This is a genomic window from Methanocalculus chunghsingensis, from assembly GCF_018132105.1.
GTDB classification, from domain to species: domain Archaea; phylum Halobacteriota; class Methanomicrobia; order Methanomicrobiales; family Methanocorpusculaceae; genus Methanocalculus; species Methanocalculus chunghsingensis.
This window is the reverse complement of record NZ_JWHL01000012.1, coordinates 41,507-54,369: the sequence shown is the minus strand read 5'-3', so window position 1 is coordinate 54,369 and position 12,863 is coordinate 41,507. Positions and strand designations below refer to the sequence as shown.

General features: G+C 52.3%; 12 protein-coding genes and 1 tRNA gene. 5 read left to right on the top strand and 8 right to left on the bottom strand.

Translation table 11 applies throughout. The annotated features are described in order from the left end of the window. The first annotated feature begins 88 nt into the window (after positions 1 to 88). On the top strand, positions 89 to 1,702 hold the full coding sequence (locus tag RJ53_RS08110) for a tetratricopeptide repeat protein (RefSeq protein WP_211531123.1): 1,614 nt from the start codon (positions 89 to 91) through the stop codon (positions 1,700 to 1,702). Between the two features lie 40 nt (positions 1,703 to 1,742). On the opposite strand, the gene RJ53_RS08105 is transcribed toward RJ53_RS08110, so the two are convergent. The 8 genes from RJ53_RS08105 to cfbA form a co-directional block, all read right to left on the bottom strand. After that, positions 1,743 to 2,573: an ATP-binding protein gene (locus RJ53_RS08105; RefSeq protein ID WP_211531122.1), complete on the bottom strand. Its 831-nt coding sequence runs from the start codon at positions 2,571 to 2,573 to the stop codon at positions 1,743 to 1,745. 24 nt (positions 2,574 to 2,597) lie between these two features. Next, entirely contained in the window at positions 2,598 to 3,083 is a 486-nt protein-coding gene (locus RJ53_RS08100) for an ATP-binding protein (protein WP_211531121.1), read from the bottom strand. Between the two features lie 163 nt (positions 3,084 to 3,246). Continuing rightward, a tRNA-Glu gene (locus tag RJ53_RS08095) sits at positions 3,247 to 3,319 on the bottom strand. A gap of 63 nt (positions 3,320 to 3,382) precedes the next feature. Further along, positions 3,383 to 4,246, bottom strand: a complete 864-nt coding sequence (gene ilvE, locus RJ53_RS08090) for a branched-chain-amino-acid transaminase (RefSeq protein ID WP_211531120.1) — start codon at positions 4,244 to 4,246, stop codon at positions 3,383 to 3,385. Positions 4,247 to 4,275: 29 nt separating this feature from the next. Beyond that, the gene (gene cfbB / locus RJ53_RS08085; protein ID WP_211531119.1) at positions 4,276 to 5,661 is read right to left on the bottom strand and encodes a Ni-sirohydrochlorin a,c-diamide synthase; all 1,386 of its coding nucleotides are present in this window, start codon (positions 5,659 to 5,661) and stop codon (positions 4,276 to 4,278) included. Beyond that, a complete protein-coding gene (gene cfbD, locus RJ53_RS08080) occupies positions 5,661 to 6,722 on the bottom strand; it encodes a Ni-sirohydrochlorin a,c-diamide reductive cyclase catalytic subunit (protein ID WP_211531118.1) in 1,062 nt (353 codons plus the stop codon). Before cfbD ends, cfbB begins: the two co-directional genes overlap by 1 nt. A gap of 5 nt (positions 6,723 to 6,727) precedes the next feature. Further along, positions 6,728 to 7,960, bottom strand: a complete 1,233-nt coding sequence (cfbE, locus tag RJ53_RS08075; RefSeq protein ID WP_211531117.1) for a coenzyme F430 synthase — start codon at positions 7,958 to 7,960, stop codon at positions 6,728 to 6,730. Next, positions 7,929 to 8,333, bottom strand: a complete 405-nt coding sequence (gene cfbA, locus RJ53_RS08070; RefSeq protein ID WP_211531116.1) for a sirohydrochlorin nickelochelatase — start codon at positions 8,331 to 8,333, stop codon at positions 7,929 to 7,931. The genes cfbE and cfbA overlap by 32 nt, the downstream gene beginning before the upstream one ends. 101 nt (positions 8,334 to 8,434) lie before the next feature. Here cfbA and RJ53_RS08065 point away from each other — a divergent pair, with 101 nt between their 5' ends. From RJ53_RS08065 to RJ53_RS08050, 4 genes are all read left to right on the top strand, one after another. After that, positions 8,435 to 9,568, top strand: coding sequence for a methanogenesis marker 9 domain-containing protein (locus RJ53_RS08065; protein ID WP_211531115.1), 1,134 nt, complete (start codon positions 8,435 to 8,437; stop codon positions 9,566 to 9,568). Then, positions 9,540 to 10,358, top strand: a complete 819-nt coding sequence (locus tag RJ53_RS08060; RefSeq protein WP_211531114.1) for a triphosphoribosyl-dephospho-CoA synthase — start codon at positions 9,540 to 9,542, stop codon at positions 10,356 to 10,358. Before RJ53_RS08065 ends, RJ53_RS08060 begins: the two co-directional genes overlap by 29 nt. Continuing rightward, on the top strand, positions 10,349 to 10,921 hold the full coding sequence (locus tag RJ53_RS08055; protein ID WP_343221860.1) for a DUF447 domain-containing protein: 573 nt from the start codon (positions 10,349 to 10,351) through the stop codon (positions 10,919 to 10,921). The genes RJ53_RS08060 and RJ53_RS08055 overlap by 10 nt, the downstream gene beginning before the upstream one ends. Positions 10,922 to 11,008: 87 nt before the next feature. Next, positions 11,009 to 12,730, top strand: coding sequence for an RNA-binding domain-containing protein (locus RJ53_RS08050; protein WP_211531112.1), 1,722 nt, complete (start codon positions 11,009 to 11,011; stop codon positions 12,728 to 12,730). Positions 12,731 to 12,863 lie beyond the last annotated feature (133 nt).

The window sequence follows — 12,863 nt, the reverse complement described above, 5'->3', positions numbered from 1 at the left end:
TCTCTTCTTTTATAAGGATTCACCCTGACTCCGGTACTTTCGGGGGCAGAAGATAAACTAAAAATCATTCATCCCCTATGATCTGATCATGAGCAGAGACTTCTTCAGGGATCCAGATAACTATGATTTTTTTAGTCATGCGTTTGATCTCACTGGCGATCATCTCTCCCGGGAAGAGAGGTCGAAATTGATCGGTACTATATCTGAACTATGGGAAGAACACCCATATTCCAAAGAGATATCTCTTACCCTGGCATCACTCTATGAATCGGTCGGGGAGTACGACGTTGCAGATGAAACATTGACCGAGGACTACTTCTTTTGTGACACCTCCCTCTGCATGATTCGGCAGGCCCTGATCAACCGTTCATCGGGGTATCAGGCTGACGACATTCTGGCAGATATCATCGGGCGGCAGGATGATCCCCAGGCAATGCGACGTATATATGCATTCCTTGGGTACACGCTCCTGAATGATCACAAGAAGGCAAAGGAGCTCTGGATGTGCCTTCTCGAGGAGACATCGCCCCACCCTCCCTCCGGAACCGAGGATATCCTGATAGCTCCTTTTGACTACTCAGTACTCACTGATCTTGCATTCCGGGAACAGATCGAAGGTATCCGGTATCTCATCCGGGAAGGAATCACCGAGAATCTGATGGTGGAGATCGTCAGCTTTGCAGACGCCATACCCTCATACCTTCGCAACCTCCTCAGACTCGTCATATTTTTTACAGAGGAAGGGGATGATGTGGATATCACGGATCCGCTCACCGTCCTGGCCGCCGCCGGTTATGGGAGTGCCGATATCATTGAAGGCTTCCTTGGAGGGGCCGGCGGGGGAGCAGATACAATGCTGGTGGACCATATCAGGGCACGGCAACAAGAGGCGGTAGATATCGGTGAAGAGAGCAGGGCACTCATTCACCTCTTCAACTGGGCAGTAGATCCGCGTACAGAGGAGGATGGGGTGGGTGAGGCGGCTGAGAAGCTTATTCTCTCATCCAATTCTGTGGTCGTGGAGATGGCAGAGTGGATCCTCGCCCCGGTTCCTGAGGAGAGGCTCAGGGACTTCCCTCCGGGGCTTCAGCCGGATTCTTTCACACGGCGGATAGAGACCCTTTTCGATTCTGATTTTGAGAGGGAATCCCCTTCACCGGATCTGATGGAGTCCCAATTCCACTCTCAAAAACAGGAGAGGGAGAGAACACCTGATACAATAATGGCACTCACCCCCGAAGAGGTGGTGAAGATCGATGACGGCGATCTCTTCTTCTCCTATCTCAGAGATCACATCGAAGATGGCAACCATCTCGATATGGTTGTTAGATTCATCGGACTTGCTCTTGATCTTCATCGCATGGATGAGGTGCTCGAGCTGAAGGAGGTTTTTCACCAGCATGCCTCCGTACAGGCCATGGTGATCATTGAAGCATACCTCTCTGTGCTTGAGAGAAGGTATAAACACGCCCATGAAGAGATTGAGAGGGGCGGTATGGATCCGGATGAAGCGGCACTCTTCATGGCAAGGATCTATCTCGCCACAGACACCCCCAAAAAAGCTGTTGAAATCTGCGAGAAGCTCGTCAGGAAGAGAGAGGTCGGACTGCATGCCTACCCGATCCTCATCCGGGCATACAGGGAAGCAGGGAGCGAGAAGAAGGCGCAGAAATCCGAGAATGCACTAAAAAGGCTGCGTTAGAGAGAGAATGCGCCTCCCGGGAGCGGGTGAGAGGGACCACTCATATTTTTTTTGAGGGCATATCATCCCCCTCCCCACCTGTAAGCAGCCAGTACCAGAGTGGCCGATAGCGGATCGTTTTACCTGATACCATCTCTTCCTCAAAGAGGTCTGATGTCAGGATGAGTCCCTCTGGGACCCCAAAGTGAGCCATGGCAGAGAGAAGCCCTTTCATCTTCCTTTCCCTTGTCTTTGGATCTGAGATATCCATCGACACCTGGATTACCTCAAAGGATTTCAGCCCCGTTTTTATAACAAAATCCACTTCCCGGCCTCTTTCGTCCTGCCAGTAATAGATCTCATGGCCGGTCCGGTGAAGCTGTATAAAGACCAGGTTCTCAAAGAGCGGTCCGGTGTCTTCAGAGAAACGGAATGATACCGCATTCATCATTCCGGGATCAATACAATAGAGTTTCCTCGGTTTATTCATCTGCTTTTTGAGTGAGTCATCATAATGCCTGATTGAAATGAGGAGAAATGCATCCTCAAGATAGGAGAGATAGCGTATAATTGCATCAGTACTGATCGTCTCAAATCCGGAAAAGAGCTTTCTGAGCGAATTATAGGTGTGGGGCCTGGCAATATTGGATATACAGAAGATAGCAAGATCCTTGAAGAGAGCGGGATTTCTCACCCCATGTCTGGTCACGATATCCCTGAAGATGATATCATCAAAGTACGACTGGAGAAGGACGGTTACATCGGCCGAGGGGTAGAGAATGATCTCCGGGAATCCACCCCGATGGAGGAATTCATTCAAAAGACGCTTAATCTCAAATCTCCTCTCTGAGTATGGCAGGGTTCTGGGATCTATCGGGATTTCGTGGTGCACGATATACTCTCTGAAACTGAATGGTTACAGGATGGTTGTAATGTGCCTCCCGGTGAGGCGATTGGTCACCTCTTCAGAGAGAAGTGATGCATTCGATCCGCTGATAACGATCTTCAGGTTCTTCTTCCTGTCATAGATGTCTTTGATCCACAGCTCCCATCCTGGGATGTTCTGGATCTCATCGAGGAAGAGGTACAGTCTCTCATCATCACGTACCGGATAGAGTTCCCTGAAGGTATCGAGTAGTCGGTCAAGTTCATCTCCATTCAGAGGCTGCAATCTGTCGTCATCAATATTGAGATAGAGGATCTGCGACTTTGGGATACCTGCCCTGATCAGCTCTTCAATCTGCTGAAACATACAATAGGTCTTCCCGCATCGCCGTACACCAATAATGTCATTGATATGCGGGATCTCGAGCTGTATGCTGAATTGCCGCGGATAGATCGTCGGAAGATCCCGCTCCTGCCACTCGACAATGGCAGCTTTGAGTTTGGCCACAGTATCCATGATCAATGATGGGCATCCTGATTCATATCCTTATCGTCCATAAACGATAAAATATCTTCATTTTATCGTATGGAAACGATAGCAGAAGTGAAGAGGGGTGAATGGTTGTACTTCCAGAAAAGTCATAAACGGAGAAAAAAAATATCGATTGAAAAGAAAAGGATGCTGATATGGGGATTCGAACCCCAGTCGTCGGCGTGAAAGGCCGACATGATTGGCCACTACACTATATCAGCAGTGCAACTAAATTGCTATAAAAGGTAGACCTTTGAAAATAAAAAGGTATTCATTTGATCCTTTCAGATCGGGGTGCCTTCCTTCTCGGTGATCGTCTTGAAGGCGGCCATAATCTGTTTTGTGATCGGTCCTGGCCTGCCGCTTCCAATGATTCTTCCATCGACCTTGACGATTGGGGCAACCTCAGCAGCGGTTCCTGTAACGATCATCTCATCTGCCGTATAAAGATCAAAGAATCCAAGCTCAACAATCTTCACCTGGATGCCGAGGCTCTCTGCGATCTCGATAAGGACGTCGCGCGTAATTCCTTTGAGGTTTGTGAGGGTGTGCGGGGTGTGGATGATCCCGTTCTTGACGATGAAGATGTTATCGCCGGATCCCTCTGATATCCGCCCCTGTGCGTCAAGGAAGATCGCTTCGTCCCCGCCTTTGTAATTCGCCTCGATCTTGGCGAGGATATTATTGAGATAATTCATGCTCTTGACATTTGGCGGAAGTGCATCCGGCGCATTCCTCCTGACCGCGACGGTGACTGCGGTGAGGCCCTTCTCATAGAGGTCACCATACATCGCCCCCCACTCGATGGCGATACAGATGACCATCGGTTTTGGGCAGTGCGTTGGATCAAGCCCCATCGTTCCGATTCCACGGGTGACAATCGGACGGATGTAGGCGTTTTTGAGGTTATTTCTCCGGACCGTCTCAAGGATGATCTCTGAGAATTCCTCCTTTGTGATCGGGATCTTCATATCGATCGTCTTTGCCGAATCGTAGAGGCGATCGATATGCTCGTTCAGACGGAATATCCTTCCATTATATCCCCGTATCCCTTCAAAGACGCCATCTCCATAGAGGAAACCATGGTCAAAGACCGAAACCTTCGCCTCCTCCTGTGGAACGAATGTTCCATCCATATAGACTTCCATGATCAGGTATTGGAGAGAGGATCAATGTATTAGTTTTGCTTCGTACTTTGATCCCGGCAGGCCGAGAGGAAGGACCTGATCATATCGCTGCTTGCAACAGGGTGGAGGTGGGCATAGCTCCCGAGAGCATTCTTCAGAAGGATCCCATCATTGCCATCTGCGATGCCTCGGCCTCGTGTCAGGTGGAAGGCGTATTCGGCGCCGGCATCCATTCGGATCTCGCTATAATGGAACTCATGGCCCCGAAACGCCGCCATCCCCATCGGCCCGGCAAGCGATCGCCCTTCGACATAGCCGAGGACCCGGGATGATGGTATCAGAGTATCTCCGGGGAAGACGCCGCACATCGTATGCGTCTTCGCCTCCTCCGAACCTTGGAACCCTGCCTTTCTGGTGATCGACCGGGTGAGGTACATGAGCCCGCCGCACTCGGCATAGACCGGGGTATTGTTCTCCACCACCTCAGCGATCGCCTGGCGCATTGTATCATTCCTCTCCAGTTCGGCAGAGTATAGTTCGGGATAGCCCCCGCCGATGATGTATCCATCAGCATCGGGGAGCCGGTCATGGATCGGGCTGAAGAAGACCGGCTCTGCACCACCTGCGCGGAGGAGATCGAAGAGATCGGCATAATAGAAGTTGAATGCCTCATCATGGGCAACGCCGATCCTCAGATCGATCGGATGGATCTGATCAAATGCAGGGTGAGGGGTGCCGTGATGCGCAGGCTCAGCCGCAATTGAGAGGAGGGCGTCGATATCGATATACTCCTCGATCACCCTGGTGATGACCGCAATCTTCTCCCTGAAGTCATCCTGTTCGCTCCCCTCACGGTATGGGACGAGGCCGAGGTGCCGCATGGCAAGCTCCATCTGTGGGGTATGCGGGACGGCACCGATGACCGGGACTCCGCAGAAATGCTCGATTGCTCCCTTCGCCTTCTCCAGATGGCGGCCGCCTGAGACATTATTGAGGATCACCCCCCGGATCCGGACCGCGGGATCAAATGCCATGAACCCCTTGACGATCGCAGCGGCACTCCGTGTAATGCTCTTTGCGTTGATGACAAGGATGACATTGACACCGAGTGCCTTTGCAACCGATGCGGTACTGCCGGTATCGCCGAGGATATCGGCCCCCTCATAGAGGCCCCTGACCCCCTCGATGATCCCGATTCCAGCTCCCGCAGAGGCATGGGCATAGACACCCCGGAGCCCCTCATCATCGAGGACATAGCTGTCGAGGTTCCGGCAGGGTCTCCCGGTGACGCCGGTCAGGTAGGATGGATCGATATAGTCCATCCCGACCTTGTAGGTCTGGACCGGCATCCTTTTCGCAAGGATTGCCGAGATGGCAAGCGTGATGCTCGTCTTTCCGCAGCCTGATCGATCCCCGGTGATGAGGAGTGTCCGCATCAGAGGCTCCTGAGGACCGCCCCAAACTCACTCTCAACGATAGACCGGACACCGAGGGTCTTTGGATGGAGATCGATCTCAACCATCACATGCTGGTGGCCAAGTTCGCGGAGGGGGGCGACCTGCCTGGGACCATTCGTGATCGAGAAGACCTCGACCCCTTCGGTATACCGGGACTCAACCGCATGAGGGACACCGACGATCAGGAGGTAGTCGGGATTCCTTGCACAGATAGCCTCGCCGATAGCATCCCCGATGATGCCATATTCATCAAGCGAGCCGAGGATGGTGATCGGCAGCCCCCGCTCTTTCGCCTCGGTCAAAATCCTCTCTGCATCCGCACGCACCTTGGGAAGCCCCCGATCATCGAGATTGACAAGATAGGTGATATCCGCATCCGGGGCAACCTCGTGAAGCGCGAGGAGGGCATCAATGAACATATAGGCGGTCTCCTTCTTGGCATTCATAACCGCCATACCTTTCTTCCCGCTCCGTGCAAGAGAGAGGAGATCGGTTGCGGCGATATGCTTGAGATCACCACGTTCGGGTTCAATATACCGCTTTGAGGCGGCGCCCCTGAGCTTCTCCACCTGGTTTGCCCCTGCAAGCAGCACCTGCTGCCGTGCAAGCTCCTCTTCAGAGATCCAGCCGGCACGGGCGGCAGGCTCAAGCGCCGCAATGACCCCGTCGATATTCTCTGAGAAGCCCGCATGGATATCCATCGGTATCGTCGGTGTTGAAATCCCGGATGCGTCGATTGCCGCCTGCATATCCTCACCGATGATCATCGAGACACAGGTCCCGATGACCGCCATCCGGTAGGGGGTGAAGGTCTCTTCTGCATACCTGAGGAGATCTTCGAGAATCGGCTGTCCCCCGAAGATAAATTCATTATCCGAGAGTGAGGTGGTGACGACACGCAGTCCATCTTCTTCGAGGAGGCGTGCATGTTTGAACGAGCAGCCCGATGGGCCGTGTAATATCGCAACATCGACACCGAGATCACGGGCTGTGTACAGGGCGGCGACGATGGAACTTGGTCGTGGCTGTATGTAGTGCACTTCTGTTACCTCCATGTCTTGACTGCAAGGAGAATGATTGTATCTGCTCTCTTTTCAGTGGTTTGCATTGCCGCTTCAAGAGATGCTGCCCTCCGGCCCGCAGGATAGCGGGAGAGGAGTTCTGATGGCTCATCGAGGGTAACGATCGTGAGATCCCCGGGTTCGATCGCGCTGATAGCCGCGATGATATCGTCATCAGCGAAGTTCTCACAGACGGCATGTGCATCCTGGCCGATGATGAGATGGAGGTCTGCTCCTCTCTCTATCTGCCGTGCATACCGTGCCGCCTCGATGGTTGTGTCTTTTGTTGTCCCGCTGTTTGATGCATCAACGATGAGACAACCGTTCTCGTATCTCGTCTTCATCCTGCCGGGGAGGGCCTCAAAACTCCGGAGCAGGACTGGATCGATCCCAAGCAGGCAGCCTGCGGCGGTTGCTGTCAGGAGGGGCAGACGATATCCCTCCAGCATGAGGAGGGGGTGATCGAAGGATCCCTCGATACCGTCATATGAGTATGATATGGTTGTCCCTTCAGAAGAGGTGATCTCTCCGACGGTATGGGCATCCGGGTGATCGACACAGATCCCCTCCGGAAGGAGGAGTTGTCTGCAGGTACTGAGATGGCGGAGTTTTGCCTCAAGGGCAGATCGTCTCCCTGCAGCGATCCGGTAGTCGCCTGGCGAGGTGAGGATCCCGAGATCCCCCCTGCCGGAGACCCCAAGCGACGACTCTGCGATACACCATCCATCCAATCGCCGTGCCTCCTGTACCGGCCTGATGATGTTTGCCGGGGTGATACTGTATCTCCCGAGCAGAGTCTTTTCAGGATACCGGATATCCCCGGACGAGGTATGCAGGATACCCGCTCCCGCCATCAGGTGGGCGAGGGCATAGGCGGTCGTGGTCTTCCCGCGCTCCCCGGTGATCTCGATGAAGGGATGCGGAAGATCTGATCCCAGAAGAAGTCCTGCCGCCTGGTGGTGGGTGATCACGGGAAGGCCGAGATGGAGCAGCAGGTACGCCGGATCGAGATGGACCGGCGCAATACAGGCGCTATACGACCGTCTTTGAGCAGTCTCAGGCGGGATGCCATCTCTTTCATAATAGACATCCACACAGTCCACGATATGCCCTTCTTCGGCAAGGGCGGTGGAGAGGGTCTCCCCGCCATGGGTGGTATCAAGCACCAGGAGGCGCATCGGAGGTTCAGAGGTGATCGCGTATCGCGTTCTCTGCATTCTTCAGCATCAGTTCGGCAAGGAGGGGATCCCCGCCGATGGGATCAGCGTACAGGAGGGGGATTTCCTTTTCGTTCATCCTGAAGAGACCTTTCTTCTCTCCCTCTCCAAGACCGAGGATGCCGGGGATGTCTTTTAGGATATGAACCCCTTTGGCAAGGAAGAGCGGCACGACGACGAGGAGATCGATATCCTCACTCTCAAACGCCTTCAGCGATTCTTCGACAGTCGGCTCATTTAAGCTCATGAAGCCGGATTTTACAATGTACTCGTCGTTTTTAGCTGCCATGATTGACGCGGTATTATCGATGAGTTCTTTGTTGTGGGGGAGTTTGCTTCCATGTCCAACCAGAAGTAATCCTTTCTTCGTCATGAGAAGAATTGTACTTTTCTACCTAAAAAGTGTTATCGATTCGGTTCCGGAAGAAGAGATCCAAAGTGCTATACGCTATCATTTCTAATTTATATGAATCTATGATGGAGGCTTACGAACGATTTGAGCTCCTGATGAACCAGCAGATCGTCAGGACGCCCATTGCACTTGCATCCATGGCAGGAGTTGTGGATGCAGCATATGTGCTACAACGGGCAGGACATGTTGGTGCTGCGTTCCTTGGGGGCTTCTCCATCGATGAAGAGACGATTCTTGCAAGCCATGACCTTGCTGAAGCCGGGAGGACCGAGTTCTTCTTTGACAATCCGGTAGAGGGGATACGCACTGAAGTGGAGAAGCTGAAGGGATCGGATGTCGTTGCTGGTGTCAATCTTCGGGGAGGAAAGCCTGATGCATTTGCAGCACTCGCAGATGAGATCGGCGATACCGTCATCTACGAGATCGATGCCCATTGCCGTCAGAAGCCGATGATCGATGCCGGTACTGGCGAGTATCTGCTGACACATCACCATGATCTCTGTGATATCGTCAGGGCGCTCAAGAGGATGGATACCTGTGTCTCGGTGAAGATGCGGGTGGGGCTCACCGATGAGCGGGCACTGGCAAAAGCCCTCTGGAAAGCCGGTGCTGACATTATCCATATTGATCTGATGGATTCCGGCCACCAGAAGATCCGCCAGATCCGAAACGCTGTCCCCCTCCAGATCATCGCCAATAACTCGATGCACTCCTATGATCGGGTGATGGATCAGTTCTCCCATGGAGCCGATCTCGTCTCCCTCGCCCGCCGGGCAGATCTCCACACCCTCAAGGGCCTTGATGCCGCTATCCGCCGATATGCAGATGAGGTCGGCTGGTATAACGCACCAAAACAGCTCTGTCGGGGTGGAGATCTTAGATCCCTTACCTTCTGCTGTATGCCGGTGAAGGAATGCCCGCTCCTTCCTGCTCTGAAGGGACTCGATATGTCACGTGATGAGTACCTTACCCTGAAGAAAGGAGCAACGAAGGAGACGGTGCTTGAAGGGGGATCACACACCTGTTTTGGAAGCCTTGCCTGGTGCTGCAAGTCGTCAACCCCCTGTATGTTTCGTGATATGACACTGCAGAACCTCGGGATCTCGAAGGTGGCATACATGAAGGAGAAGCGGCATCTTGCCCAGAAGATCATGGAGGAGATTTTTCATGAAGGACCCGGGGAGATCCCGTGCTGAGCGTGCCCAGCTTGCGATGATGCTTGAAGTGACGGCGTTTCCAAAGCCTGGAAACGTCGATCGCTGCCATGATTACCATGATACCCGGCTTGAACATTTTCTCGCATCGGTCCTTGCCGCCCGGCCTGCCCTTGATGATGCCGAGGCTGGCAGAACCGGGATCGGCGAGGCGATCCGGCAGGCGGTCATCCTGACAAACAGTCACTCCGGTGGCAACACGCATTTTGGGGCATATATCCTCCTCTTTCCACTCATTATGGGAGGGGGGATTTCTGGTGCCCTCCGGCGGATTGAGGAGACGACCGTCGATGATGCAGTCGCTTTCTATGAAGCCTTCTCGCTGACGGAGGTCCGGGTCCTCGAATCTGACGGCCTTGATGTGAAGGACCCGGAGTCGATTCGCCGTATCCGCGAGGAGGGGATGACACTCCGCGACGTGATGGCATATTCTGCCCCCCGCGACATGGTCTGCCGTGAATGGATCGACGGCTACCCCCTCACCCGGAGATTTGCCGACCGGCTCCATGAGGAAGGGGGCGGCCCCGGCGTCATCAGCCGCCTCTTCATTACCCTGATGGCTGAAGAGCCGGATACCTTTATTGCAAAGAAGTTCGGCGAAGCGGCCGCCCTCGAGGCGATGGCGATGGCGCAGGATGTCCTTGCCGGGCGGCGGTCAATCCAGGAGATGGATGAGGAATGCATCCGCCGGGGTATCAATCCGGGGTCGCTCGCCGACATCGCCATCGCCGGGATCTACCTTGCCCTGACCGAGGGGTGGCAGTGGGACTGAAACACCCTCCGCTCCTCCGTGAGGGGATCAACGAGGTGATCGGGACCACCCTCTTCAACGCCGCCCCGATGGGGGTCATCTCCCGCGGCGGCCGGTACACCCTCGCCCTCTTCAAGGGGAGCCATACCGCTCGGAATGTCGTCCGGGACGGCTGGTTCGTCGCAAACATCGTCCATGACCCCCTCCTCTTCGTCGAGACGACCTTCGGTGACCTCCCTGAAGATGCATTCGTCTCTGAACAGGTCGATGGGATCGCAATGCACCGCCTCGCCGCCGCCGATGCCTGGGCCGCCTTCTCTGCCCGCGTCATCGGGGAGAGTGGCGAGGCATACAGCATCGAATTGACCCTCCTTGAGGAGAAGATCCTTGTTGATCCGATCCACCGCCCGGTGAACCGGGGATTCAACGCCATCATCGAGGCGACGGTCCACACGACCCGGTACCTCCGGAACCATGATCCCGATCTGGGGTGGCTGATCCGCCATCACCTTGTGCTTGCGAGGAAGTGCGGCGGGGAGAAGGAGCGGGAGGCGGCGGGGGTTATTGAGGGGTTGCTTCACTGAGGTTTATTATGGCGATCTCTGCATCACAACTCACCGGAAGATTTGACCATCGTCAGTCTGATATATCCACGCAACGGTTATATCCTTATGACAGTTCCATCAAATGACGATATACTCGCTTTACTGGATAATCTGGATTCTTCTATTGCCGATGACCTGGAGTCCAATCTTCTCGACTTTAAACCATGGCATAATCCAAAAGATGATATGAAGGTGGCTATTGAGTATGCAGTCTGTTTTTCAAACGGAGATGGCGGTGTTGTTGTTTTTGGAGTTTCAGATAAGACACAGGGCCGTTCAAAAGCAATACATGGGGTAAATGGTTATGAAATTGATGTCTGGCGTAGAGGGATTTTTAGTGGAACCCGCCCGCATATTCAGGCAGATGTTGAAGTATTACCTGTTCCGGAAGGGACAGGACAATTATTAATTGTACGTGTACAAAAAGGACTGAATCCACCATATGGGACAGCACATGGATTATTTAAGAGCAGAATTGGAAAGAACTGTATGCCAATGGATCCTGCATCTTTTACTGCAGCAAGAGCCTCAACAGGAGCAGTAGACTGGAGTGGCGAACCAGCTCATGGTATTACTATAGATGACCTTGATCCACTCGAAATAGCCCGTGCAAAGGCGATTTTGAGAAGCAAAAATCCCGAGTCTTTACTTCTTCAAATGTCCGATGATTCCTTTTTACGGGGTATTGAAGCTGTTCGGGGTCAATATGTGACGAATGCAGGACTGCTTCTTTTTGGTCGTCCCGATATCATCTCCGAGATCTGTCCACAAAGCCAGGTACATTATGTACACCAACCCTCAGAAAAGAAAGTAGCACGAAATGATCTCTGGAAAGTGGGTCTTCTTCAAATCATCGAGAAAATTGAGGGAATCTTTTCAAGTCCAATTAATCCGGAAGAGGAGTTGGCCATTGGATTATATAAACTTCGGATACCTGCCTTTCCTCTTGATGTTGTGAGAGAATCTATGCTCAATGCAATTACCCATCGTGATTATACAAATCCAGGGGAAGTGTTAATCCGTCACACCCCACATGAACTGATAGTTACAAGCCCGGGTGGTTTTGTGGGAGGGATCAGTCTTGATAATATACTTCGACATGAATCAGTTCCGCGTAATCGAACTCTGGCAAATGCATTCCTTAAACTACGTCTTGTAGAGGCGGCAGGAACGGGTCGTCGTAAGATTTTCAGCACAATGCTTGAGTATGGAAAGAGAATGCCCAGATATATGGCTGATGATACCGGTGTTACCCTGCATATATATGACGGTACAATTGATTATGCCTTTGCGAGCCTTGTTGCAAAATGGCACGCCGAAGGAAAGTTTGTTGAAATGGATGAGTTGATCATTCTTACATATCTAAAGGGTCACCGTCATATCACTACAGAAAATGCAGCAGGACTTCTTCAGCTAAAACGTGAAGATACAATTGCGGTTCTGGATAGAATGAGCCATCCTGATAGAGGTATACTTGAACGCAGAGGGCAGGGAAAAGGAGTTGCCTATTATCTCACAAAAGCAATAGCATATGATCTGATTGGAAAAGTCGCGTATTCGCAATCTAAGGGAATCGATAATTTCAGATATGCAGAGATAGTTCGAGAGTACGTCAATGACCACGAAACAATCACAAATAAAGAATGTCGTCAATTATTGGGTCTTGGAGACACTCAGTCTGTTCAGGTTAAAGTTTCCCGACTCCTGAAAGACTGGTCAAAAGAGGAGGGATTTCTGATTATGGAAGGCTCAGGCTCACGTACAAAATATCGATTAAAGAAAAGGTAACTGTGATCTATCATTTATAAGACACCTGGAATGAGATGAATGTTAATAAGGCATTTATTCTTCTAAACAACAACAAACATCTATCTTTCACAACATCTTATCATTGCTTATATTGTTAAGATATGTCTCATGA